Here is a 24,285-nt window from a genome sequence, read left to right on the forward strand (position 1 = left end):
CGTCCCGTGATCAGCGATGCATCAGTGCTTGATAAGCGGGCTCAGCGCCGCCGCGCGCTGGGCCGCGCCTGCCATGCCCAGTGACTCCAGCCAGTTGCCCAGCATCTGGTAGCCACCTTCGGTGAGCACCGACTCCGGATGGAACTGCACACCGCACAATGGGGCGTCACGATGTTGCAGCCCCATGACGACGCCGGTGCCGGTCTCCGCGGTGATCTCCAGAACCGCCGGGATGCTCTCACGAACGGCTGCCAGCGAGTGGTAGCGGGTCGCGGTGAACGGGGAAGGGACCCCGGCAAACACGCTGGACCCGTGATGTTCTACGAGCGAGGTCTTGCCGTGCATCAGTTCGGGCGCGTGCGTTACCGTTCCGCCGTAGGCCTCGGCCAGCGCCTGGTGGCCCAGGCACACGCCCAGCATGGGCTTGCTGCGGCCGCCGCACCACTTGATCAGCTCAATGCACACCCCGGCATCCGCAGGGGCTCCCGGCCCGGGAGAGACGAGGACGCCGTCGCGCGTTTCCGCCATCTCAATGGCCTCTGCGAGGGTGACGTCGTCATTGCGGACGACTGTCGTCTCCGCGCCGAGCTCCTGGAGGTACCCCACCAGGGTGTAGACAAAGCTGTCGTAGTTGTCGACGACGAGGATCTTCGTTGTGCTCATGGGTGACTTGCCGAACCAATCGTTGAATCAGTGAACTGGGTGAATTGTGCCATCCAGGGAAAAAGGAACTGAACCATCAATACCAGCCCGCCGGCGACCAGCACCAGCGCGGCGGCAATCCGGAGCCACAGGGGACCGGGAAGATGGCGGAAAATCCAAGCGTACATAAGCTCAGCCTTCCCGCATGGTGCGCTGGACCTGGGCTGCGATATCCGCCGGCGGCCCCGCCGAGCCCGGGTGCCACTGCTCCAGCCGGGCGTAGGCCACGAAGCGTTCCTGGGAGCCGAAGCGTGGATTGCAGCTGGTCATGGTGAGGTAGCCTTCCGTGGGCGTGGCCGCCGGCTGCGCCGGCACGGGCAACAACACGTCCGTGCGGTCGGGCAGGACGATCTCGCTGTTGCGGAACACATAGGCGTAGAAACCGTCCCGGGTCTGGACATAGATCCTGTCGCCGGGAACCAGGGCATCGATGTTGTCCAGCACCGCGCCATGGGTCTGCCGGTGTCCCGCAACCGCGAAATTTCCGGCAGCGCCGGGCATGGAGGTCCCTGCATAGTGCCCGATCCCCAGGGTGTCCAGCACTGCCGGATCCGTCCCCTGCACGATCGGCCGACTGTAGTCGGCGCCGAACCTCGGGACATACAGAATCCCGATCGTCGCACCGACGGCCGGTTCGCTCGAGGTGATGGCGGGCCCGTAGCCCGCCGCGGCGTCGGACGGCACCGCGGGGCTACCCTGCACACCCGGACCGTCCCCCTGGACCGGGGAGGCGTTGACCTGCCGGGCAAAGTCCTCTACGACCTCTCGCTGCGTCGCCGCGGACTCAACGTTGGTCCACCACAGCTGCCACCCTATGAAAAGAACGAGGACAACTCCCGCGGTGATGAGCAGCTCTCCCAGAAGCCTGATGCCGGTTGAGATACGCCCCCCGGCGCCGCGGGCGCGGCCGTCAGCGGCTCTGTCCTGCAGCTGCAGCACCGTGGCTTCCCCTCCCGAATGGTCGCGGCGGACGCGGACGCGGTGTGAAGTACAGCTAGAATTGGCTGCGACTAAGATTTTCAAACCTGACCAAGAGCGCGTAGACCGGTGGCATTTTCCTTCTTGCAGGATATCAAGCCGAGGTGCCGCTCCTGGTCCAGCCCGCCAAGGAGGACCCGTGCCCGAGTCGAAGCCGCGAAAAAGGATCGCCCGCGAGTCGCAGCAGTCTTCTGTCGATCGGAACAAGCCCAACGCTGTCTGGTTCAAGCCCGTCATGTTCGGCCTGATGATCATCGGGCTGCTCTGGATCATCACCTTCTACATCAGCGAAGCCGCCTTCCCGGTCGGCGCGTGGGGTTCCTGGAACATCGTGGCGGGCTTCGGCATCGCCATTGTGGGGTTCCTGATGACCACCCGCTGGCGCTCCTGATCCGGAACGGCCACGCCACAACCGCCTGAGGGCCGGTACACCCTGGGGTGTGCCGGTCCTTTCTGTTATCAGCCGCTCCAGCTGATGCACGGAGAGCGTCGGCTACTTAGCCGCCACCGGAGCGCGGGTGGCAGATAATGCTGGTAGCAGCCAGCCCCCAGAGAGGACCTCAGATGACCCCCGGTGCCACGAGTACGATCATGGGCGACGACGGACTCGCCCGTCCGCCCTGGGCGTCAGTCGACCCGATGCTGCGCGAGTACTATGACACGGAGTGGGGCCTGCCGGTCCGCGATGAGCAGGGCCTCTACGAGCGGATCAGCCTGGAGGCCTTCCAGGCGGGGCTGTCCTGGGCCACTATCCTCCGGAAGCGTCCGGCCTTCCGCGCCGCTTTCCGGAACTTCGACCCCGATGCTGTCGCCGCGTTCGGACCGGCGGACGTGGAACGCCTGATGTTGGACGCCGGCATCGTGCGGAACCGGCTGAAGATCCAAGCCGCGATCACCCACGCCCGGGCCACAATCGCCCTCCGGGACGACGGCGGCCTCGTCGATTTCGTCTGGCAGTTCCAGCCCGATTCGACGCCCTCGCCAACCTCGCACGAGCAGATCCCCACCACGTCCCTGGAGTCCATTGCACTATCCAAGGCGTTGCGGAAGAGGGGCTTCGCCTTCGTGGGACCCACCACCATGTATGCCCTGATGGAAGCCATTGGCATGGTGGACACCCATCTGGTCGACAGCCATCGGCGCGGCAGCTCCGGCGTCTGGCCGTCCTGAGGATTGTGCACAACTGCCACCAGGTTATCCACATTGTTGATAACTCGGCGTTGAACCCGGCCGAAATAGGTCATGATCCGCGGCCCGGCACCGTCCCACTACCCGCCAGCCCGGCCATTCGCAAGGAAACAGCAAACGAACAGGTTATTAACACTGTGGATTGCTTGTGGATAACTCCCCAGCGCGATGCCCTTTCGTCGGGACCCCGGCCGACATCCGTGAACCAAGGCTCGTTGTGGGCGAAAATCCGCGGAAGCTGCCTCTCCCGAGACGTTATCCACTTACCAACAATCGTGTACCCACAACTTATCCACAGTTGGGGATAAACCTGGGGGCTGCGAAGCCGAAGCTCGATCTGAAGGCCCGACCGGGTATCTCGGGGCCGCGAGGAGTCCCGCCCGCGGTTATTAACAGTGTGCATAAAGCTGTTGAAATCCGGGGCTACCGAGCCGGGTGCCACAAAAACCCTTCAAGCCAATGCCCGCCCTATGCACGGATTAGAGCGGTTCTGGTCCGGCCCTCTCGGCTACAGCCGGAGTTGTCCACTTAACCACAGGCCTGTTCCCTAAAGTTATCCACAGCTGTGGAGACTGTCGTTGCTCCGGAGTCGGAAACGCCAGCTGGGGCTGTCAGACCGGGCATCGCAGTCTGAACTACAGCCATGTAAGTTACCAACAGTGTGGATAACCCCTGTGGACAACTTGGGAGACTGACACGGACGGCCGTTGAGGCTTGGTTCGAGCGCGTAGGGCAGCTTGGGGAAACATCGCCAGAAACAGCGCAGGCGATCGGCGGACGGGGTGTCGGCCGGCGGGGTGTCGGCGGCCTGGCGCCCCGTCAGCGCGCCTGGAGTGGCTGCCGCCTGGGCGGCTTGGCGCCCCGTCCGCGGGACGCCAGGGCGGCGGGGCAGGCAAGTGGCGGGGCAGTCACACCACTGCAGTTGGGCCCGGGAAGGGGAGCCGGACAGTGCCGGTTCCGGTCAGGTGCTGGCGACCCGGAGGGCGCTGACTGCGATCAGCAGCGCGAGAACCAGCACCAGGCCGGCTGCCTGCAGGAGCCCTTGCCGCGGCCCGCGCGGGGTATAGGCGATAACGGCTGCGCACAGCGCGCCGGTGACCAGGCCGCCCAGGTGGGCCTGCCACGCGATCTGCGGAACCAGGAATCCGATGACGCCATTGATGGCAATCAACACCCAGAGTTGCCTGGTATCGCCGCCGCGGTGGCGCTGGACCACGAGCATGGCGCCGAAGAGGCCGAATATCGCGCCGGAGGCACCGACCACGCCGCTCACGGGCTGGCCGGGGATGTAGTCGGGCGTCAGCAGGAGGTATCCGACGGATCCGCCGAAGGCGGAGAGCAGATACACCGCCAGGAAGCGGATCCGGCCCAGGAGAGGTTCCAGGGCCTGCCCGAACATCCACAGCATGTACATGTTGAGCGCGATGTGGAGGATGAAACTCTGGGAATGGAGGAAGGCTGACGTCAGCATCCGCCAGGGTTCGAACACTCCGAACTCGGGGCCGGCATAGACGGTGGCGAACGCCAGATTCTGATAGATCCCGCCATTAGGGACCAGCCACTGGAGCACAAAGACCAGGGCGCACAGCCCGATGATGAGGAAGGTAACCATCGGACGGCCGGTGGCTACGGCGCCGCCATAGACAGTCTTGACGCTCGGCGTCGTACGTCTTGTTTCGTTGACACAGTCAACGCATTGGAACCCGACGGCGGCCGCCCGCTGGCAGTCGGGGCACGCAGGGCGCCCGCATCGCTGGCAGCGCACATAGGCTGGCCGGTCCGGGTGCCGGGGGCACACCGGGATCTGCGCGGACGGCTCTGCCGCCGGAATTCCGTAGCTCATGGCCTGGGCTTAAAGCTTTTCAACGTCAATGCTGTTGATGGTGACGTCCTCGACGGGGCGGTCGCCCATGCCGGTACGGACACCCTCGATGGCGTCAACAACCTTTTTGGATTCCTCGTCGGCCACCTCGCCGAAGATGCTGTGCTTGCCCTGCAGCCAGCCGGTGGGGATGGTGGTGATGAAGAACTGCGAACCGTTGGTGCCCTTGCCCATCTGGATGCCGGCGTTGGCCATGGCCAGCTTGTACGGCGCGTTGAAGGTGAGTTCCGGGTGGATCTCATCGTCGAACTTGTACCCCGGTCCGCCGACCCCGCGGCCCAGGGGGTCGCCGGCCTGGATCATGAAGTCCTTGATGATGCGGTGGAAGATGGTGCCGTCGTACAGCGGTGTGCCCGTCTTGTCCTCGCCCGTCTCGGGGTGGGTCCAGGGCTTCTCACCGGTGGCCAGCCCGACGAAGTTTTCAACGGTCTTGGGGGCATGGTTACCGAAGAGGTTTACGACGATGTCGCCCAGGCTCGTGTGGATGGTTGCTTTTGCAGTTGCGATGGCAGTCATGGGCCTATTCTTCCATGGCAGGCCAATACACACAGGGCCGGTCCGCCAGTTCCGCGCTGGGTGAAATCGGGCCGGAATCAGGCCGAAGAATAGCCGGTGAGGGCTGGGACACGTAGGCTAACTTGAGAACCGTCACATTAATCGGGAGGTAGTTGTGAAGAAAACGGAACGTATTGCCCGTGAGCTGGAGCAGTCGGTCAGCACCGGCGTAGAGAACGCCAAGGACTGGGCAGCCCCGCGGGTTGAAGCCGCAGTCAGCTGGGCCGTTCCGCGCCTGCAGCAGGGCCTGGACACCGCTTCTCCCAAGATCCAGGAGGGGCTCAAGTCGGCGGCCCTCAATCTAGCTGACGGCGTTGCCACGGTAACCCCGCGCCTCCAGGGCGGACTGGCGCAGCTCGCACCCAGGATCCACGACGCCGTTGAAGGCGCCACCCCGCGGCTCCACGAGGCGCTGGACAAGGCGACGCCGGTGATCGCGAACGCACGGGACCGGGTCGTCGTCGAATACCTGCCCAGGCTCTCGGACCAGATCGGCTACGCTTCCGAAGCGGTGCACCGGACGCTCGAGGGCGCCCCGGCCCATGTCGACGCCGTCGCCCAGAAACTCGGCGATGTGGGAATCATCCACGCCGTCCAGGAACAGGCAAAAACGGCCGGCAGCCACCTCAAGGTGGCTACGAACGGGGCCGGCAAGGTCGTGGGCGGCGAACTTGCCAAGCCGCAGAAGCCCAGGCGCCGCGGACTGCTCATCTTCGGTGTGATCGCCGCTGCCGTCGCCGCAGGGGTCGCCGCTTGGAAGGCGTCTCAGCCGGTCGAGGATCCGTGGAAGACCCCGGCGCCCGTTACGCCTGCTCCGGTTCCTGCCACCACTGTTAATGAGGCCAAGGACACCGCCGACATGGCAGCAGCTGCCGCAGCGGAAAAGTCAGCGGATGCCTCGAGTGGTGGCGCGCCGGCGGTTGCCGTTGGCGATGCCACGGATACAGCCCAGCGGGCGGCGGTGGACGCGGCCGAGGACAACACGGACGCCGACGCCAAAGTTGCCACGGATGCCAAGACCGCGGTCCGGAACATTGCCGCGAGCCGCAACAATGACGGAGACAAGAACACCGGTAAGTAAAGCGGGCCGCCTTTCGGCTGCACGGAAAGGGAGGGATACCGCCAGTGGCGGCGTCCCTCCCTTTTGTTTGTGTGCCATGTGCATTCCTGCGGACCTGGTTTACCCTCCGCCGTTTGATTACCTGCCCGGAGCACTCCCGCTCCCGGGAGGAAAAATCGGTATCGGTGCTAAATTTGAGGTGATGTCAGCCGATAGATCCTCAGAGGATGCTTTACACGATGCCGTGCCGCCACCGGCCATATCCATTGTTATTCCCGCCTACAACGAGGAAAGCGTCATCCGGCAGTGCCTGATCGCTGCGGTTTACCAGTCCGTGCCCGCCCACGAAATCATCGTGGTGGATAACATGTCCAAGGACCGCACGGCCGGGATCGTCCGCCAGATGCAGCTGGAGTACCCGGAGAGCCCCATTATCCTGCTGAGCCAGGACCGGGACCAGGGCCTGATTCCCACCCGCAACTTCGGCCTGGACCATGCCACGGGTGACATCCTTGGCCGGATCGATGCCGATTCCGTTCTCGAGCCGGACTGGGTGGAGCAGGTCCAGCAGGCGTTCGCGGACCAGTCGGTGCACGCGGCCACGGGTCCGGTGGTCTACTACGACATGCCGATGCGGCGCTTTGGCCTCAAGGCGGACGACAAGATGCGCCAGCTGATGCTCAAGCTGGCCAAGCACCAGTACCACTTCCTGTTCGGATCGAACATGGCCCTTCGGCGCTCCGCTTGGGAACTGATCCGCGACGAGACCTGTCGGGATGAAAAGGACGAGATGCATGAGGACATCGATCTCTCCTTGCATCTCGCCGACCATGAGCTCCGGATTCAGTACTGGCCCCAGATGGTCTCCGGGATGTCCGCGCGCCGGCTCGAGGATTCGCCCCGGGACTACCGCTACTACGTGACGCGCTTCGACCGTACGTACAAGGCTCACAACGTCAAGAAGATGGCCCTCAAGGCGCCCATGGTGGTGTTCTTCTCGGTCTACTTCCCAGCGAAGCTGCTGCGTGCCATCCACACCGTTAACACCGCCCAGCCGGCACGCCGCGGCGGCCAGTAGCACCGCGCGAGGGGCTGCCGCTTAGTCGGCCCCGAGCTCCGCGAGCCGTTCGGTATCGCGGCGCTCCGCCCCCGATCTGCGTTGCCCCAGAACGACGACGGCGAGTCCTACCAGGATCATGCCCAGTCCGGCGTATGTCCCGGTGGGCAGCGTCTCGGACAGGAATGCCGCAGCGAGCAGGGCGGCCCCCGGTATCTCCAGCAGGATGATCATGGACACGAGCAGGGGGCTCATCGTGGCCAGCAGGTGGTTGAACGCCGTGTGCCCGATCAGCTGGGCACAGACGGTGATGGCCAGGATGCCGAGCCAGCCGGCGGCATCGAATCCGGTCAGCGGCTGCCGGGACACGAGCGCCAGCACGGCCACGACGGCGGCGCACATGCCGTAGCAGAGCGTCGTGTAAACGCCGGTCCCCATCGTTTGGCGTGCCTTGCCGCCGGCCAGGGTGTAGATCCCGGCGAGGGCGCCGCCGGCGATGGCCAGGAGATCGCCCAGGAGCGCGTCCGGGGAGGTGCCCATGTCGAACCCGGTGATTGCCACGACGCCGCCAAAGGCGATGCCCAGGCCCGCGAGGACCGGCCAGCGGTGCCGCACACCCCTGAACAGCTGGAACACGGCGATCCAGCCCGACTGTAGGCAGACCAAGGCGGTGGCCGCTGCCACCGAGGTCAGCTGCAGGGCGGTGATGAAGCAGGCAAAGTGAAGTGCAAGGGCGACGGCGGCGGCGAGGGACCAGCGGAACTCGCTGCCGGTGACACGGGAAAACTGCCGTGGCTGCCGGATCAGCACGGGTCCGGCCATCACGGCCGCTCCGATGGCATTGCGCCAGAAGGCGATGGCAAGAGCGCTCACGGTCGTGGCACCCAGGGTAGCGGCTATGAGGGGCCCGGAGGATGCCACGCCCAGCACTCCGAGGGTGGCAAGGAAGAAGTTCACGGTCCAACAGTAGTAGGGCGCGGGCGGGTGACAGCGGACGCCGCGTGCATCCTTGACCGCCGCACGGCGCGGTGCCACTCTTGAATAGGTCTCACCCACCGACAAAGGAGACCATAATGGCGTCAATCATCCGAAAAAGCTTCGATTCCCCGGAGGAGACCCGCCCCGTCAGGGACGGAATGGGCCAGGTTGAACTCGTCAATCTCGACGCGGGCGCCGTAGGGCGTGCGACGTTTCTGCCGGGATGGAAATGGTCCCAGCACGTCAAGCCAATCGCCCAGACGGACAGCTGCATGGCCTCCCACGTCGGTTACACCGTGTCCGGGCGGCTGAAGGTAGTCATGGACGACGGTGAGGAGATCGAGTTCGGCCCGGGCGACTTCGGCGTCATTCCGCCGGGGCACGACGCATGGGTCATCGGGGACGAACCGTACGTCTTCATCGACTGGCAGGGCATGGACGACTACGCCAAACCCAAGCAGTGAGGCATAGGCCGCTCAGCTGAGGGCTTTCGGACATGCAAAAGCCCCGGACCGCTTCCGCGGTCCGGGGCTTTCCTTATGGTGGAGGCACGGGGACTCGAACCCCGAACCCCCTGCTTGCAAAGCAGGTGCGCTACCAATTGCGCCATGCCCCCATAAGAAGCAACCCGTCAATCATACCCTAGTTCCGGAGAGCAGCTTTCCCTCTTCCGTACCGGGAATCCGGGCTAGTCAACCGTGTCGGTTGATTCACTCCAGACATTCTTCCGGGTTTCGGACTCCTGCACTTTCCTGTAGAGCAAGACGCCTGCGATCGTAGCTGCAACAACGAGCAACTTCTTCACACCCACCCCGTTCCGGCCCCGGCTGACCCGGACCATCACCTATGCTTCTACGGAAATCTGTACAGATTCCGTGGGCGTACCAGGACTTGAACCTGGGACCTCTTCGTTATCAGCGAAGCGCTCTAACCGCCTGAGCTATACGCCCCGATGCCTCATCGGGTTGCCCCGTCGGGCCGAGATATGACTTTACAGCACATCCCGGCCCGATCTCAAATCGAGGCATTTCCCGCGAAAATATCCGGGAAACGAGCGGGAAATCAGTCGTCCGTCAGGGTGACGCCGATGCCGCCGACCAGCGTGGCGGAGATGTTGTACAGCACGGCTGAGAGCATGGAGAGTGCGGTCAGCAGCACAACGTTGATCACGGCGATGATGACCGCGAAGGATGCCACCTGACCCAGCGAGGCCACCTTCTTCAGTTCGAAGCCGCCGCCCTCTGACCCCGCCAGGGTGCCCAGGAGGCTGTCGACCTGGTTGAAGATGCCGGTCAGGTCCAGAACAGTCCACAGCACGATAGCGGCCACGACGGTCACGATGCCCAGGGCCACCGAGAGCAGGAAGGCCATCTTCAGGACGGACCAGGGTTCGACCTTGCTGACCAGCAGCCTGGCACGGCGCACCTTGGCCTTGGGGGCTGGCTTGATCAGGCCGGCCGGGTTCTGGCCGGGGCGCTGAGCGGGTGCCGCCGGGGCGCCCTGCCCGGGGCGCTGCCCGGGTGCCGGGGGATGCTGCGCCGTGTCGGCGGCGCCCGCGGAAACGCCCGGGCGCTGCTGGGGACGTGACGGCGCGCTCACGCGCGGCGCGGATACAGGTTGCCGCGTTCCGCCGCTGTTCGGCGTGGAATATGAGTCGGGATTACTCACTCGTTACCTCCGGTGTTGTCTTCGTCCAGCTCGGCATTGCCTGATGACTCATCTGACTCCGGGGCCGGTACTGATTCTGCCTCTACGGACCCGTCGTGCGGTCCGGTTTCTTCAGCCAACGTTACGTCATCCGGCTCAGATGCCGGACTTTCGTCTTCGCTGTCCAGGCCGCGTTCGCTGTTGCGCGCGACCTCAATGATGCGGTCATTCTTGTCCGGCTTGGCAAAAATCACACCCATCGTGTCGCGTCCCTTGGCAGGAACTCCGGCGACGGAGGACCGAACGACCTTTCCGCCTTCCATGACGACCAGGACCTCGTCCTCTTCGTGGACGATCAAGGCGCCGACGAGATGTCCGCGCTCCTCCTGGTACTTGCCCACCTTGATACCGAGGCCGCCGCGACCCTGGAGCCGGTATTCCTCAACAGCGGTGCGCTTGGCGTAGCCGCCCTCCGTGACGACGAACACGAACGAGCCGTCCTGGACGACGTCGGCGGCCAGCAGTTCGTCATCCTCCCGGAACTTCATGCCCGTTACGCCGGACGTTGCCCGGCCCATCGGGCGCAGGGCCTCGTCCGTCGCGGTGAAGCGGATCGACTGCCCCATCCGGGACACCAGCATGAGGTCATCGCTTTCGGATACCAGCTGGGCGGAAACCAGCTCGTCGCCGTCGCGCAGGTTAATTGCGATAACACCGGCGGAACGGTTCGTGTCGTAGTCCTCCAGCCTGGTTTTCTTGACCAAGCCGCGCTTGGTGGCGAGTACCAGGTACGGCGACTGCTCGTAATCGCGCAGGTCCAGCACCTGGGCGATGTGCTCGTCAGGCTGGAAGGCGAGGAGATTGGCCACGTGCTGGCCCTTCGCGTCGCGTCCCGCCTCCACGAGTTCATAGGCCTTCGCCCGGTAGACGCGGCCCAGGTTCGTGAAGAACAGCAGCCAGTGGTGCGTCGTGGTGACAAAGAAGTGCTCGACGACGTCGTCGCCGCGCAGCTGCGCGCCCTTAATACCTTTGCCGCCGCGCTGCTGCGAGCGGTAGTTGTCGCTGCGGGTGCGCTTTACGTAACCGCCTCGGGTGATGGTGACGACCATTTCCTCTTCCGGAATCAGGTCTTCCATCGACATGTCACCGTCGAAGCCCAGCAGGACCTTGGTGCGGCGGTCATCGCCGTGCTTGGCGACGATTTCGCCCAGCTCGGTACTGATGATCTCGCGTTGCCGTTCCTCAGAGGCCAGGATCGAGTTGTACTCGGCAATGAGGGCTTCCAGTTCGGAGTGGCGGTCCTGGATCTTCTGGCGTTCCAGGGCTGCGAGCCGGCGAAGCTGCATGTCCAGGATGGCGCGGGCCTGGAGTTCGTCGATATCGAGCAGCTGCATCAGTCCGTCGCGGGCCGCCTCGGTGGTGTTGGAGGCCCGGATCAAGGCGATGACCTCGTCCAGGGCGTCCAGCGCCTTGAGCAGGGCACGCAGGATGTGCGCCTCTTCTTCGGCCTTGCGGAGGCGGTAGCGCGTCCGGCGGGCAATGACGTCCATCTGGTGCGTGACCCAGTGGCGGATGAAGGCGTCAAGACTCAGGGTACGGGGCACCCCGTCAACGATCGCCAGCATGTTGGCGGCGAAGTTGTCCTGCAGCTGGGTGTGCTTGTAGAGGTTGTTCAGCACCACCTTGGCGACGGCGTCGCGCTTGAGCACGATCACGAGGCGCTGGCCGGTGCGGCCGGACGTTTCGTCCCGCAGGTCGGCGATGCCGGAGATCTTGCCGTCCTTGACAAGCTCGGCGATCTTGATCGCCAGGTTGTCCGGATTGGCCTGGTAGGGCAGCTCGGTGACCACCAGGCAGGTGCGGCCCTGGAGCTCCTCGACGTTGACGACCGCCCGCATGGTGATCGAGCCGCGGCCGGTGCGGTAGGCGTCCTCGATGCCCTTGTGGCCAAGGATGGTGGCGCCGGTCGGGAAGTCCGGGCCCTTGATCCGGAGGATCAGCTCTTCGAGCAGCTCCTCGCGGCTGGCGGCCGGGTTGGCCAGGTACCACTGGACGCCGTCGGCAACCTCGCGGAGGTTGTGTGGCGGAATGTTGGTGGCCATGCCGACGGCGATGCCCGAGGAGCCGTTGACGAGCAAGTTCGGGAACCGCGCCGGCAGGATGGTGGGCTCCTGGTTCTTGCCGTCGTAGTTGTCCTGGAAGTCGACGGTTTCCTCGTCGATGTCGCGGACCATTTCCATGGCCAGGGGGGCCATCTTGGTTTCGGTGTACCGCGGAGCGGCTGCGCCGTCGTTGCCCGGGGAGCCGAAGTTGCCCTGTCCGAGCGCCAGCGGGTAGCGCATGGTCCAGTCCTGGATGAGCCGCACCAGCGCATCATAGATGGCCGTGTCGCCGTGCGGGTGGTATTGGCCCATGACCTCGCCGACCACGCGGGCGCACTTGTTGAAGGAACGCTCCGGCCGATAGCCGCCGTCGAACATTGCATAGAGCACGCGGCGGTGAACCGGCTTGAGGCCGTCGCGGACATCGGGGAGGGCGCGGCCGACGATGACGGCCATCGCGTAGTCGAGGTAGGAGCGCTGCATCTCCGTCTGCAGGTCCACCTGTTCGACGCGGTCGGTCAGCACGTCGGTGTCCAGGACGGTGCCTTCGAGTACAGGCTCGCTGCCGGCGGAACCGGCCGGAACCTCGGGTGTTTCGTCACTCATAGTCTATATTTTCCGTTTCAGGTATATATCAATCCGAGAATATCCAGGCCCGCACAGGCCGCTAGATATCGAGGAACCGGACGTCCTTGGCGTTCTGCTGAATGAAGTTCCGGCGCGATTCGACGTCCTCGCCCATCAGGGTGGAGAAGATCTGGTCGGCCGCCAGGGCGTCGTCCATGGTGACCTGCAGCAGGGTACGGTGGTCCGGATCCATGGTGGTGTCCCAGAGTTCGGTGTAGTCCATCTCGCCGAGGCCCTTGTAGCGCTGGATCCCGTTGTCCTTCGGGATCCGGCGGCCCGAGGCCTGGCCGGAAAGCAGCTTGGCGTCGCGCTCACGGTCGCTGTAGACGTAGTCGTGCGGGGCGTTGGACCACTTGATCCGGTACAGCGGCGGCTGGGCCAGGTAGACGTAGCCGTTTTCGATCAGCGGACGCATGTAGCGGAACAACAGCGTCATCAGCAGGGTCGTGATGTGCTGGCCGTCGACGTCGGCATCGGCCATCAGGACGATCTTGTGATACCGCAGCTTGGCAAGGTCGAAGTCCTCACCGATGCCTGTGCCGAACGCCGTGATCATGGACTGGACTTCGGCATTGCCGAGGGCCTTGTCCAGCCGTGCCCGTTCCACGTTCAGGATCTTTCCGCGCAACGGCAGGATGGCTTGGGTTTCCGGGTTGCGGCCGCGCTTGGCGGAACCGCCGGCGGAGTCGCCCTCCACAATGTAGACCTCACACCTGGCCGGGTCCTTGGAGGAGCAGTCCGAGAGCTTGCCGGGCATGCCGAAGGATTCCAGCGGGCTCTTGCGGCGTGCGTTGTCGCGGGCCTTGCGGGCGGCCATGCGGGCCTGGGCGGCCGAAATGGCCTTGCGGATGACATCGCGCGCGGGTCCGGGGTTGCGTTCCAGCCAGTCACCGAGTCCGTCGGTGACGACGCGCTGGACGAAGCCCTTGACCTCGGAGTTGCCGAGCTTGGTCTTCGTCTGGCCCTCGAACTGCGGATCGGCAAGTTTGACCGAAATGACGGCGGTCAGGCCTTCGCGGATGTCATCGCCGGTGAGGTTGTCGTCCTTTTCCTTGATGATGCTCTTCTCCCGCGCGTAGCGGTTGATCAGGGAGGTCATCGCGGCACGGAAACCCTCTTCGTGGGTGCCGCCTTCGTGCGTGTTGATCGTGTTGGCGTAGGTGTGCACGCTCTCGGAGTAGGCGTTGGTCCACTGCATCGCCATTTCCAGGGCAATGTGGCGTTCCGTGTCCTCGGTCTCGAAGGCGATCACGTCCTCGTGGACCACATCGACTTTTTTGCCGGAGTTCAGGTGCTTCACGTAATCCAGCAGTCCGTCGTCGTACTGGTAGACGACGGTGTGGAATTCCGCGGGGACTTCGCCCTCAATCGGAATGACGTCGAGGTCAAGATCGTCGTCGGAAGCGTCCTTCGCCGCCTGGCGTTCGTCGGTCAGCGTGATGCGCAGCCCCTTGTTGAGGAAGGCCATCTGCTGAAAGCGGGCGCGCAGGGTCTCGAAATCGAATTCCGTGCTTTCGAAGATGCTGGCGTCCGGGTAGAACGTCTGCGTGGTGCCGGTCTCGTCGGTTTCCTCACCCTTGACCAGCCCGCCCTGGGGCTTGCCACCGTCGGCGAAAGACATCCGCCAGACGTGGCCCTGGCGGCGGACCTCGGTGTCGACCCGGCTGGAAAGCGCGTTGACCACGGAAATACCGACGCCGTGCAGGCCGCCGGAAACGGCGTAGCCGCCCCCGCCGAATTTGCCACCAGCGTGCAGGATGGTCATCACAACTTCGACTGTGGGCTTGTGTTCGGTGGGATGCATGTCGACGGGGATGCCTCGACCGTCGTCGACAACCTTCACGCCGCCGTCGGCCTGCAGGACAATCTCGATGTGGGTGGCGTAACCGGCCAGCGCCTCATCGACCGAGTTGTCCACGACCTCATAGACCAGGTGATGCAGGCCGCGCGGCCCGGTTGAACCGATGTACATACCCGGGCGCTTCCGGACCGCTTCGAGGCCCTCAAGCACCGTGATGTCGCTGGCACCGTAGCCGTGGCGGGTATCGGCTTCAGCCGGGGTGTCCGCTGCTCCCCGCGCTACTTCTTCCACTTCGGCAATTTCTACATTGTCGTTAGCCACAGGCGCTGTCGACTCCTCTATGTTCGTTGAAGGCCGGCCGTAGCCGATCCGGAAGGACGGCTTCTGCCAACGGGAACGTCACTGATCACACCGTCGAAATCTGATGAGCCGAGGAGCCGTCTGCCGCACGCAGACATTGCGTCGGAAACGGACTCAGTCAACGTTTCACCGGCGCCCAGTTATCTACCATGATTCTACCGTGTGGAGGTGCACAAACCCGCATTCTGGGGCACCCGGCGGGAAGGAAAGTGCCGCTGGGAGGCCGTAGGCTCCGCCTGCAAGCGCCCCGGTGTCCCAGTCAAGGGTGCCTATACGGTCCCCGGCCGCCGACGCGCCCTACATGCCGTCTGCGGATTATTCAATAGTTTTGCAAGGAGTGCTTCAGATCCGGGCGGCTGTCCCGGATACGGAACTATCCGTAGGTGTCCCGCGGCCCGCGCCCGTTGACTGACCGGCCGCCTTTCCGCCAACTTGGCGCCGCCGGTCCGAGCACGTGGATCTTCGTCACGACGCCGTCGCCAAGTTCTGCCCGGAACTTCTCCAGCAGGCTGAAGCTCAACAAGCGAAGCTGCGTGGCCCAGGCGGTGGAATCGCAGCGGACGTGCAGCGTAGTGTCCTCGAAACTCTCAGGGGTGCAGTGCGCGGAAATTTCCGGGCCCACGAGGGTCGCCCATTCCGCCATCACCGACCCCACGGCCACCGGGGAGGACCAGCCGCGTTCGGCTACAAGGCGACCCACGACCTTTCCCAGTCCGAGGGGGTCCCGGCCGGTGCCGTGGAATTGCCCGAATCCCCGGGTTCCTCCGGCACTGCGGCCGGGCTTGGGCTGCGAGGCGCCGGCGCGCGGCGGAGCTTTCCGCCGGATTTCACCGCGCGCAGCGGCGGCCTCGCGCATTCTGTTGAGCGCGGACTGGGCAGCGTCAATGTCGTCGGGATCGCGGCCTGGTTGCAGCCCGCCGTCGGTATCCTTATTCATCGATCTGCCGGCTCATCGATTCCTCCAGGGATAACCTTTACCCGCCGTCCGGCCAGCTCCACGGGAATGTCATCCTCGACGGCGGCCGTCACGAGCACCTGCTCGGCGCCGGATACTATTGCCGCCAGTTTACGCCGTCGCTGAACGTCCAGCTCGGCGAAAACGTCGTCCAGGATCAGAATGGGAGCCGAGCCGCCGGTGCGCGCATCATCCAGCATCACGTAATACGAGGCGAGGCGCAGGGAGAGACACATGGACCAGGTTTCGCCGTGCGAGGCATATCCCTTCGCCGGGGCCTGTCCCAGCACGAGTTCGAGCTCATCGCGATGCGGGCCGACGAGGGAAATGCCGCGTTCCAGCTCCTTGCGGCGTGACGCGGCGAAGGCCTGGACGTAGCGTTCGGTGAGTTCCGCGACGGACAAACTGCGCAGATCCTCCGCGGCCGCGGCGTCCGGTGCCGCGGTGGCGGGCGCGCTAACCGGTGCCGCTATCGCGGCGCCGTCGTCCTCCAATACACCCTGCAGCGTCGAACGGTAGACGGCGCCGGCTTCCTTGGAGCCGTCGGTGAGTTGTGCATAGGCGCTCTTGAGGTGCGGCCGGAGTCGTTCCACCAGTTCAAGCCTGGCGTGCAGCAGTTCGGCGCCGGCCCTCGCCATGTGCTGGTCCCACACATCCAATGTTGCTTCATGGCTGGCGGTGAACTTACCGGCCCGGGCGGACTTGAGCAGCGCGTTGCGCTGCTTGAGCACCCGGTCATAGTCACTGCGGGTCGCGGCATGGCGTGGAACAAGGCTGACCAGCAGCTCATCCAGGAAACGACGGCGGCTGGACGGATCACCCTTCACCAGGGCCAGGTCTTCCGGTGCAAAGAGCACCGTCTGGCAGATACCCAGGATGTCGCGGGCGCGGACCGGGTTGCTGCGGTTTATCCGGGCACGGTTGGCCCGGCTCGCATTGATTTCCAGTTCCAGCACCGTCGCCTGCTCACCGCGGACCAGCCTGGCCCGGATCAGGGCCCGTTCCGTGTCGAAGCGCAGCAGTGGGGCGTCCGAACTGACCCGGTGCGAACTGAGCGTGGCAAGGTAGCCGATGGCTTCCATCAGGTTGGTTTTTCCGATGCCGTTGGATCCCACCAGAACGGTGACGCCGGGCTCCAGGCTGAGGTCCACCTGGGCGTAACTGCGGAAATCAGTGAGCGAGAGTTGTTCTAGGTACACGCCGGGTTCAGGGTTTCAGGGCAGGACTATTTCGCCGGACGGGTGGCATGCCCGCCGAACTGGTGGCGTAAAGCTGAAACCATCTTCATGGCCGGCGAATTGTCCTCACGGGATGAGAACCGGGCAAACAGAGCTGCCGTAATGGCCGGGGCGGGAACCGCGTTGGCGATGGCTTCTTCCACGGTCCAGCGTCCTTCGCCGGAATCCTCGACGTAGTCGTCGATCGACACCAGTCCGGGATCCTCCTCCAGCGCTTTGACCATTAGGTCCAGCAGCCAGGACCGTACCACCGTGCCCTTTTGCCAGGCCCGGAACGTTCCCGGAAGGTCGGTGACGATGTCCTTGGCCGCGAGGAGTTCGTAGCCTTCTGCGTAGGCCTGCATCAGGCCGTACTCGATCCCGTTGTGGACCATTTTGGCGTAGTGCCCGGCGCCGACGCCGCCGACGTGCACAAAGCTGTCGGCACGGTCGCCTCCGGGACGCAGCGCGTCGAAAACCGGGAGGGCCCGTTCGATGTCGGCCGGATCGCCTCCGGCCATCAGGCCGTAACCGTTCTGGAGGCCCCAGACGCCGCCGGAAACTCCGCAATCCACAAAGCGGACGCCCTTTTCGGCCAAGGCTGAGCCGTGCTTCTGGTCCTCGGTGTAGCGGGAATTGCCGCCGTCGATCACGAGGTCGCCGGCGTCAAGTTTGGTGCCGAGCTCGGTGATCACGGCATCCGTGATCTCGCCGGACGGGACCATCACCCAGATCAGACGGGGCGCCGGAACGGTGGCGATGAGCTCGTCCACGCTGGCGACGTCCGTTACGTCCGGGTTCCGATCAAAGCCGGTCACGTCAATTCCACCCGCGCGCAGCCGTTCGCGCATGTTGAAACCCATTTTGCCAAGGCCGATAAGTCCGATGTGCACGGTGTGAACTCTTTTCTGCGCTGGGGTGTGGAAGCTTGGACCCGGGCCGCCGGGCGGCTCAACTGGACCGTTCTGCCGCGGTTTCTACTACCGCGACCGGCGTCTGCCCGCTAGTTGGGCAGGCGGACCGGCATGACGAGGTAGCGGTAATCGCCCTGATCCTCGCCGTCGGCGTCGTGTTGGGCGGTGATCATGGCGGGCTTGGGTGCCGAGGTAAACGAGAACCGGACGTACTTGGTTTCGATCACGCTCAGGCCTTCCACCAGATAGTGCGGATTGAAGGCCACGGTGATGTCTTCCCCGTTGAGCTGGGCCTCAAGTTCCTCCGAGGCCTGGGCGTCCTCACCGGTGCCGGCGTCGAGGTGCAGCTGGCCGGGGGTGAAGGCAAGACGGACCGGAGTATTGCGTTCAGCCACGAGTGAGACGCGCCGTACGGCGTCGACGAGCTCCTGCGTCTGCACGGTCGCGTGGATTGGCGTGGAATCGGGGAAGAGAGAGCGGATCTTGGGGTAGTCGCCGTCGACCAGAAGCGAAGTTGTCGTTCGGCCGCCGCTCTCGAAACCGATCAGTCTGCTGTCATCGTCGGCGAGGGCGAGGTTGATCTCTCCGCTGCCACCGAGCGTCTTGGCCACTTCATTGAGCGTCTTGGCCTTCACCAGGGCACTCGTGGAAATCCCGGGGGTGACCGGCTTCCAGGGCACTTCGCGCATCGCGAGTCGATAGCGGTCCGTCGCGAGCAGGGTGATGAGATCGTCTTCGATTTCCATCCGCACACCGGTGAGGATCGGCAGGGTGTCGTCCTTGCTGGCGGCGATAATCACCTGGGCGACTGCCTGCGCGAAGGAATCACCCGCGACCGTGCCGCTGATCCGGGGCAGTGCCGGCAACGGCGGGTATTCAGCTTCCGGCATCGTGGCGAGGTGGAAGCTGCTACGGCGGCAGGTCAACGTGACTTTGTTGCCATCAGTCTCGATATCCACGGGGGCGGAGGGCAGGCTGCGGCAAATGTCTGCAAGGAGCCGTCCCGACACGAGGATGGTGCCTTCGGTGGTGATATCAGCGCCGATTTCCAGCCTGGCCGATGTTTCGTAATCGAAGCTCGAGAGGCTCACGGTACCGGCTTCGGCCTTCAGGAGCAGCCCGGAAAGTACCGGTACTGGCGGCCGCGGAGACAACGACCGGGCGGTCCAGGTCACGGCTTCTGCCAGGACGTCCCGTTCGACTCTGAACTTCACGGAAGGGTGCCGCCTTTCATTACTGCTGTCATCGCTAAATCGCCGGGTTGCCGCGGCGTTCAGCGGGGTAGCCGAACTCCGTCAACAAGAGACGTGCCTGCTGCCCGGGTCCATGGCCCAGCTGGGAAACCACAAATGAAGTCCGGGACGGACGCACTGCAGACAGCTTAGCCCCACGGAACGGGTTTCTCCCATCCCCGGGTTACAGCCGTGTGGTTCAGCCCGGTGGCCCGCAGCCCGGTTTCCGTTCCCGGTCCGGGACGGGCCTGGGCACATCGAGAGGGTCGGACAAGAAACTGTTGTTTGAGGGAATTTCATTTTCTTGGGATTAGTAGTGTTAATAACTGCTGTGGAAACTGTGGATAACCCCGTCTCGCGGTGCCGTTCCGCGGATCTGCCCTGTTCATGGACTGTGGGTGGAGCAGGTTTTAAACAGGCTGTGGATGGGGATAACATTTTTGGCCGGTCGGCTGATCCACAGCTACCTTAAGGGTTTTAAGCCCATTAACCGCGGTTGTCCCCTTAACTTTCCACAGGGTTGTCCACAGGCCCCTGTTAATAAGGTAGGAGTGCGTGGCAGGACGGCTCAGGAATTGCGCTGCTGCTGCTTGATCCTGTTGGTCAGCTCGGTCACCTGGTTGTAGATCACACGCCGTTCGGCCATCAGTTCCCGGATCTTGCGGTCGGCGTGGATCACCGTGGTGTGGTCCCGGCCTCCGAGCTCCTGTCCGATCTTGGGAAGTGACATGTCCGTGAGCTCGCGGCAGAGGTACATGGCGATCTGGCGTGCGGTTACCAGTGTCCTGGTGCGCGATTTGCTGCACAGCTCCTCCATGCTCAGCTTGAAGTAGTCGGCGGTCTGCGTGAGGATCTGCGCCGACGTGATCTCCTGGGCTCCGTCGTCGGTGATGAGGTCCTTGAGCACCATCTCGGCCAGTGCCACATCCACCGGCTGGCGGTTTAGGCTCGCGAACGCGGTCACCCGGATCAGTGCACCTTCAAGTTCCCGGATGTTGCTGGAAATCTTGGACGCGATGTACTCCAGGGCATCGTCCGGGGCGGAGAGTCCCTCGCTGAGGGCCTTCTTCCGGAGGATGGCGATACGGGTTTCGAGCTCTGGCGGCTGGATATCGGTCAGCAGGCCCCACTCGAAGCGGGATTTCATCCGGTCCTCGAACCCCGCGAGCAGCTTGGGCGGCTGGTCCGAGGTGATGACCACCTGCTTGTTGTTGTTGTGCAGGGCGTTGAACGTGTGGAAGAACTCCTCCAGCGTCCGGTCCTTGCCGGCCAGGAACTGGATGTCATCGATGAGCAGCACGTCAACGTTGCGGTACGTGGTCTTGAAGCTCGTGCCCTCATCGTCGCGGATGGAGTTGATGAAGTCGTTGGTGAATTCCTCGGAGTTCACGTACCGGACCCGAATGCCGCTGTAGAGCCGGCGGGCATAGTGGCCGATCGCGTGCAGGAGGTGGGTCTTGCCCAGCCCGGAGTCGCCGTAGATGAACAGGGGGTTGTAAGCCTTGGCCGGCGCTTCGGCTACCGCGACGGCAGCGGCGTGGGCGAACCGGTTGGAAGAACCGATGACGAAGGTGTCGAAGACATACTTCGGGTTGAGGCGGCCGAATTCGTGGGAAGTGCTCGGCAGCATCGGCTGCGGCTTCAGCTCCACGGTCGGATCGGCTGTCAGCGCCAGCTCGACGGCGGGTTCCGGCTCGGTGTGCAGCGGCACCAGATCCGTGTCGACGTCGATGGCACAACGGATCTCATCTGAGAAGACGCTGCGGAGGGCGTCGTCGAGGGCTTCCTTCACCTGCGTCTGCAGCACCTCGCGGGTGAGCTCGTTGGGCACCGCCACAAGGAGGGTGGAGCCGATGAGGCCCTGTGCCTGGGCGAGGATGACGAAGCCGCGCTGCCGGGGTGTTACACGGTGGTCGTTTTCGAGAAGGCTCACTACCCTCCGCCAGGAACTTCCGACAGTGTTGGCTTGGTTGGCTTCGTCTACTGTCATCAATCAGTTCCTCAAACTTGCTGGCCTGCATTAGCTGCAGCCACAAGGCCCGAACCAGTGCGCTGGCGCCGGCTCAATCCACAGGGTTATGCACAGTCCGTGGATAATTGGCTACTGGGACACTCTAGGGGATCAAAAACCCAGAAGATAGCTAGGGTCTGTCCTGTGGATAATCACACGGTTGTAGTTCGAAATCGCGGGCCGTGACGCACTTCATCCACAGGCCGCGGCAGGAGTTAGCCACAGCTGGGGAAAGACGGCGAAGGGTTCCTCGGTTTGACTCTGGAGGCGGTTTAGCCCTAACGTTGTGAAGTCCTTTGTGCACGCTTTTCGCCCTCTAAATTTATCTCCCCGACGCCCCGCGTCTTGCGAGTCGAGGGAAGCGGCACATACAAAACTTAGCGTCGGCCAGTTCTTCCCCTTGATCGGGTGGGCGCACCTTTGATCCACTGGAGTAACTAACGTGAGCAAGCGGACTTTTCAGCCGAATAACCGCCGTCGAGCCAAGAAGCACGGCTTCCGCCTTCGTATGCGTACCCGTGCCGGCCGCGCCATCCTGGCCGCCCGTCGTGGCAAGGGTCGCACCGAGCTGTCGGCCTAAATAACTGACTCGTCGGTCCACCTCCCTATGCGAGTTCAACGGTGCTAGCCACCCGAAACCGTCTAAGGACATCAACCGATTTTTCAACAACTGTACGTTCCGGTGTCCGCAATGGACGCCGGAACGTAGTGTTATATGCGGCAGCCCTCGCTGCCGACGAACCAAGCCGGATCGGATTCATCGTTTCCAAGAGTGTCGGGAACGCTGTCGTCAGGAACCTCGTTAAGAGGAGACTGAGAGAGGCCGGTGCCTTGTCGTTGCAGAAATACGGTAGCGGGTTCGCGATCGTGGTCAGGGCCTTGCCCGCTTCGGCCGGTGCCAGCTGGGACCAACTGCGGAACGACTATGACGCCGCTCTGGAGACGACAATGAAACGGCTGGGCAGCCGCCTTCCACAGGCTGCTTCTTCAGTTTCTGACGAGAAAACACAGGAAGGGACACCGCGTGCGTAAGTCAACTGCCGCCGTCGTCCCCCTTCCTATCTCGGGGCTAAAGTCCGCCGTAGCCTGGCTTGGCCGGGCGGTATGGAACCTGCCCCGCAATATCCTCATTCTGCTCCTGATGGCGTACCGCAAGGTGATCTCACCGCTGTACGGCCAGGTCTGCCGCTTTTTTCCCAGCTGTTCGGCCTATGCCCTCGAGGCGATTACGGTCCACGGCGCGGTTAGGGGAAGCTGGCTGGCGGGGCGGCGCCTATTGCGCTGCCATCCTTGGAATGCCGGTGGTGTGGACCACGTCCCCGCCGGCGATCGTGTTTGGCCCGAAGGCCGCACCCCCACAATTGTTGTACTGAACAATCCGGACAAGTACCTGGCTGCTCAGTCTGATGGAGCAGGCCGCCTTGCGGCCTAACGAATAGGGATATCGTATGGACTTCTTTGAAACAATCATGTTTCCGTTCAAGTGGCTGGTCTCTTTCATCATGGTGGCTTTCCATGATGGGCTGAGCGCTATTGGCATGCCAGCGGCCAACGGCTGGACATGGACCCTGTCCATCATTGGGCTGGTGCTGGTGATCCGCGCCGCCCTGATTCCCGTGTTCGTGAAGCAGATCAAGGCCCAGCGCGGGATGCAGCTGCTGCAGCCAGATCTGAAGAAGCTGCAGGATAAGTACAAGGGCAAGACCGACCAGCTGTCCCGCCAGGCTATGGCGCAGGAACAGATGGCAATGTACAAGAAGCACGGCACCAACCCGTTCTCGGCCTGCCTGCCCATGCTCATCCAGATGCCGTTCTTCTTTGCCCTCTTCACCGTGCTGTCGGGCATTACGTCGGCCGTCCAAAAGGGCCAAGGCATCGGGGCGATGAGCCATCAGCAGGTGGTGCAGTTCGACCAGTCGAGCATATTCGGCGCCCCGCTGTCCGCCACCCTGCTCCATGGCACTCCTCCGGGCGGCAATGTGATGGCGGTGTGGATCCTCTCGATCGTGATGATCCTCGCCATGACGGCCTCGCAGTTCATCACGCAGAAGCAGATCATGGCCAAGAACATGTCCGAAGAGGCCATGGCCAGCCCGTTCATGCGCCAGCAGAAGATGATGCTCTACATCCTGCCGATTGTCTTTGGCGTGGGCGGCATCAACTTCCCCATCGGCGTCCTGATTTACTGGACCACCACCAACCTGTGGACCATGGCACAGCAGTTCTTTGTGATCCGCCGCATGCCGACGCCGGGTTCCCCCGCCGCCAAGGCCCTCGCTGAGCGCCGCGCCGCCAGGGGCCTTCCGGCACTGCCGTTGACCGGTGCCAGGAAGGCCGACGCCGAAGCCGCTGAAGCCGCTGCGGTCGCCGCGATGCAGGCCAAGGCCCAGCGCGTCCAGCCACAACGTAAGAACAGGAAGAGGAAGTAATGTCCGCCGAGAGCACCGAACACGCTATTTCCGCCGAGGTCAGCGAAGACCAGGATGAGTCCCAGCAGGATGCCCTGGACTCCGAGGGCAACCCGGACAAGGGTGCATCCGCCAGCCGCCTGGAAGAAGAAGGCGACGTCGCTGCGGACTACCTCGAGGAACTGCTGGACATTGCCGACATCGACGGCGACATCGACATTGAGGTCCGCAGCGGCCGCACCTACATTTCGATCGTTACCGAGGAAGAATCGGCCGGCCTGGAGAACCTGGTGGGGCATGACGGTGAGGTCCTCGAGGCACTTCAGGAACTGACCCGGTTGGCCGTCCTTTCGGCGACGGAGAACCGGTCCCGTCTGGTGCTGGATATCAACGGTTACCGTTCGCAGCGTTCCGGCGAGCTGCAGAAGATCGCCGAGGACGCCGTCGCGTCCGTCAAGGAGTCCGGCGAAACCGTGGCCCTGGCCCCGATGAGTGCCTATGAACGCAAGATTGTGCATGACGCCGTTGCTGACCTGGGCCTCGTGAGCGAGTCCGAAGGCGAAGGTGCCGACCGGCACATTGTCGTCTCCGCAGACTGAGTGCGCCGGATA

Annotated in this window: 25 protein-coding genes and 2 tRNA genes; 10 read left to right on the forward strand and 17 right to left on the reverse strand. The window is 63.8% G+C overall.

Features of this window, described 5'->3' with window-relative positions:
* Window positions 1-21: 21 nt before the first annotated feature.
* Genes QFZ69_RS21215 through QFZ69_RS21225 form a run of 3 tightly spaced genes read right to left on the reverse strand, consistent with a single transcriptional unit; the run spans window position 22 to window position 1,632 of the window.
* On the reverse strand, window positions 22-663 hold the full coding sequence (locus tag QFZ69_RS21215; protein ID WP_306914281.1) for an aminodeoxychorismate/anthranilate synthase component II: 642 nt from the start codon (window positions 661-663) through the stop codon (window positions 22-24).
* Window positions 660-830, reverse strand: a complete 171-nt coding sequence (locus tag QFZ69_RS21220) for a hypothetical protein (protein ID WP_306914283.1) — start codon at window positions 828-830, stop codon at window positions 660-662. The genes QFZ69_RS21215 and QFZ69_RS21220 overlap by 4 nt, the downstream gene beginning before the upstream one ends.
* Window positions 831-834: 4 nt before the next feature.
* A complete protein-coding gene (locus QFZ69_RS21225; protein ID WP_306919531.1) occupies window positions 835-1,632 on the reverse strand; it encodes a class E sortase in 798 nt (265 codons plus the stop codon).
* A gap of 187 nt (window positions 1,633-1,819) precedes the next feature.
* On the opposite strand from QFZ69_RS21225, the gene QFZ69_RS21230 reads away from it, so the two are divergent.
* Together QFZ69_RS21230 and QFZ69_RS21235 are read left to right on the forward strand one after the other, a co-directional pair.
* The gene (locus tag QFZ69_RS21230; protein ID WP_306914284.1) at window positions 1,820-2,071 is read left to right on the forward strand and encodes a cell division protein CrgA; all 252 of its coding nucleotides are present in this window, start codon (window positions 1,820-1,822) and stop codon (window positions 2,069-2,071) included.
* Window positions 2,072-2,244: 173 nt separating this feature from the next.
* Window positions 2,245-2,850 carry a DNA-3-methyladenine glycosylase I gene (locus QFZ69_RS21235; RefSeq protein WP_307000420.1) on the forward strand — a complete coding sequence of 202 codons (606 nt, stop codon included), beginning with the start codon at window positions 2,245-2,247 and terminating at the stop codon, window positions 2,848-2,850.
* 979 nt (window positions 2,851-3,829) lie between these two features.
* On the opposite strand, the gene QFZ69_RS21240 is transcribed toward QFZ69_RS21235, so the two are convergent.
* Window positions 3,830-4,711 (reverse strand): rhomboid family intramembrane serine protease, encoded by an 882-nt coding sequence (locus QFZ69_RS21240; RefSeq protein WP_306914288.1) that lies wholly within the window; start codon window positions 4,709-4,711, stop codon window positions 3,830-3,832.
* Window positions 4,712-4,720: 9 nt separating this feature from the next.
* The gene (locus tag QFZ69_RS21245) at window positions 4,721-5,266 is read right to left on the reverse strand and encodes a peptidylprolyl isomerase (protein WP_306914290.1); all 546 of its coding nucleotides are present in this window, start codon (window positions 5,264-5,266) and stop codon (window positions 4,721-4,723) included.
* Between the two features lie 154 nt (window positions 5,267-5,420).
* On the opposite strand from QFZ69_RS21245, the gene QFZ69_RS21250 reads away from it, so the two are divergent.
* Window positions 5,421-6,386 (forward strand): hypothetical protein, encoded by a 966-nt coding sequence (locus tag QFZ69_RS21250; RefSeq protein WP_307000422.1) that lies wholly within the window; start codon window positions 5,421-5,423, stop codon window positions 6,384-6,386.
* 181 nt (window positions 6,387-6,567) lie between these two features.
* Window positions 6,568-7,443, forward strand: coding sequence for a glycosyltransferase family 2 protein (locus tag QFZ69_RS21255; protein ID WP_306914292.1), 876 nt, complete (start codon window positions 6,568-6,570; stop codon window positions 7,441-7,443).
* A gap of 21 nt (window positions 7,444-7,464) precedes the next feature.
* Here QFZ69_RS21255 and QFZ69_RS21260 read toward each other — a convergent pair whose 3' ends face one another.
* The gene (locus QFZ69_RS21260; RefSeq protein WP_306914293.1) at window positions 7,465-8,379 is read right to left on the reverse strand and encodes a DMT family transporter; all 915 of its coding nucleotides are present in this window, start codon (window positions 8,377-8,379) and stop codon (window positions 7,465-7,467) included.
* A 116-nt stretch (window positions 8,380-8,495) separates the two neighbouring features.
* Between QFZ69_RS21260 and QFZ69_RS21265 the strand changes: the two genes are divergently transcribed.
* Window positions 8,496-8,864 carry a cupin domain-containing protein gene (locus tag QFZ69_RS21265; RefSeq protein ID WP_306914295.1) on the forward strand — a complete coding sequence of 123 codons (369 nt, stop codon included), beginning with the start codon at window positions 8,496-8,498 and terminating at the stop codon, window positions 8,862-8,864.
* 76 nt (window positions 8,865-8,940) lie between these two features.
* On the opposite strand, the gene QFZ69_RS21270 is transcribed toward QFZ69_RS21265, so the two are convergent.
* The 11 genes from QFZ69_RS21270 to dnaA form a co-directional block, all read right to left on the reverse strand.
* A tRNA-Ala gene (locus QFZ69_RS21270) sits at window positions 8,941-9,016 on the reverse strand.
* Between the two features lie 72 nt (window positions 9,017-9,088).
* Window positions 9,089-9,241, reverse strand: coding sequence for a DLW-39 family protein (locus QFZ69_RS21275; RefSeq protein ID WP_306914297.1), 153 nt, complete (start codon window positions 9,239-9,241; stop codon window positions 9,089-9,091).
* A 35-nt stretch (window positions 9,242-9,276) separates the two neighbouring features.
* Window positions 9,277-9,350 (reverse strand) — tRNA-Ile (locus QFZ69_RS21280).
* A gap of 112 nt (window positions 9,351-9,462) precedes the next feature.
* A complete protein-coding gene (locus QFZ69_RS21285; protein WP_306914299.1) occupies window positions 9,463-10,068 on the reverse strand; it encodes a DUF3566 domain-containing protein in 606 nt (201 codons plus the stop codon).
* Window positions 10,065-12,755, reverse strand: coding sequence for a DNA gyrase subunit A (gene gyrA / locus QFZ69_RS21290; protein ID WP_306914300.1), 2,691 nt, complete (start codon window positions 12,753-12,755; stop codon window positions 10,065-10,067). The genes QFZ69_RS21285 and gyrA overlap by 4 nt, the downstream gene beginning before the upstream one ends.
* Window positions 12,756-12,816: 61 nt before the next feature.
* Complete coding sequence (gene gyrB / locus QFZ69_RS21295; protein WP_373461748.1) at window positions 12,817-14,898, reverse strand: DNA topoisomerase (ATP-hydrolyzing) subunit B; 2,082 nt, start codon at window positions 14,896-14,898, stop codon at window positions 12,817-12,819.
* Between the two features lie 412 nt (window positions 14,899-15,310).
* Window positions 15,311-15,874, reverse strand: a complete 564-nt coding sequence (locus tag QFZ69_RS21300; RefSeq protein ID WP_306914301.1) for a DUF721 domain-containing protein — start codon at window positions 15,872-15,874, stop codon at window positions 15,311-15,313.
* The gene (gene recF / locus QFZ69_RS21305) at window positions 15,871-17,091 is read right to left on the reverse strand and encodes a DNA replication/repair protein RecF (RefSeq protein WP_306914304.1); all 1,221 of its coding nucleotides are present in this window, start codon (window positions 17,089-17,091) and stop codon (window positions 15,871-15,873) included. The genes QFZ69_RS21300 and recF overlap by 4 nt, the downstream gene beginning before the upstream one ends.
* A 26-nt stretch (window positions 17,092-17,117) precedes the next feature.
* Window positions 17,118-18,002 carry a phosphogluconate dehydrogenase (NAD(+)-dependent, decarboxylating) gene (gnd, locus tag QFZ69_RS21310; protein ID WP_306914305.1) on the reverse strand — a complete coding sequence of 295 codons (885 nt, stop codon included), beginning with the start codon at window positions 18,000-18,002 and terminating at the stop codon, window positions 17,118-17,120.
* A 110-nt stretch (window positions 18,003-18,112) separates the two neighbouring features.
* A complete protein-coding gene (gene dnaN / locus QFZ69_RS21315) occupies window positions 18,113-19,237 on the reverse strand; it encodes a DNA polymerase III subunit beta (protein WP_306914307.1) in 1,125 nt (374 codons plus the stop codon).
* 586 nt (window positions 19,238-19,823) lie between these two features.
* On the reverse strand, window positions 19,824-21,245 hold the full coding sequence (gene dnaA / locus QFZ69_RS21320; RefSeq protein WP_306914310.1) for a chromosomal replication initiator protein DnaA: 1,422 nt from the start codon (window positions 21,243-21,245) through the stop codon (window positions 19,824-19,826).
* Window positions 21,246-21,708: 463 nt separating this feature from the next.
* Here dnaA and rpmH point away from each other — a divergent pair, with 463 nt between their 5' ends.
* Genes rpmH through QFZ69_RS21345 form a run of 5 tightly spaced genes read left to right on the forward strand, consistent with a single transcriptional unit; the run spans window position 21,709 to window position 24,273 of the window.
* Entirely contained in the window at window positions 21,709-21,846 is a 138-nt protein-coding gene (rpmH, locus tag QFZ69_RS21325; RefSeq protein ID WP_003800212.1) for a 50S ribosomal protein L34, read from the forward strand.
* A gap of 41 nt (window positions 21,847-21,887) precedes the next feature.
* The gene (rnpA, locus tag QFZ69_RS21330) at window positions 21,888-22,298 is read left to right on the forward strand and encodes a ribonuclease P protein component (protein WP_306914313.1); all 411 of its coding nucleotides are present in this window, start codon (window positions 21,888-21,890) and stop codon (window positions 22,296-22,298) included.
* Window positions 22,291-22,698: a membrane protein insertion efficiency factor YidD gene (gene yidD / locus QFZ69_RS21335; RefSeq protein ID WP_373461749.1), complete on the forward strand. Its 408-nt coding sequence runs from the start codon at window positions 22,291-22,293 to the stop codon at window positions 22,696-22,698. The genes rnpA and yidD overlap by 8 nt, the downstream gene beginning before the upstream one ends.
* 16 nt (window positions 22,699-22,714) lie before the next feature.
* A complete protein-coding gene (yidC, locus tag QFZ69_RS21340; RefSeq protein WP_306914315.1) occupies window positions 22,715-23,695 on the forward strand; it encodes a membrane protein insertase YidC in 981 nt (326 codons plus the stop codon).
* Complete coding sequence (locus QFZ69_RS21345; RefSeq protein WP_306914317.1) at window positions 23,695-24,273, forward strand: R3H domain-containing nucleic acid-binding protein; 579 nt, start codon at window positions 23,695-23,697, stop codon at window positions 24,271-24,273. Before yidC ends, QFZ69_RS21345 begins: the two co-directional genes overlap by 1 nt.
* The last annotated feature ends 12 nt before the right edge of the window (window positions 24,274-24,285 follow it).

This window comes from Arthrobacter sp. V1I7 (genome assembly GCF_030817015.1).
Classification (GTDB): Bacteria; Actinomycetota; Actinomycetes; order Actinomycetales; family Micrococcaceae; genus Arthrobacter.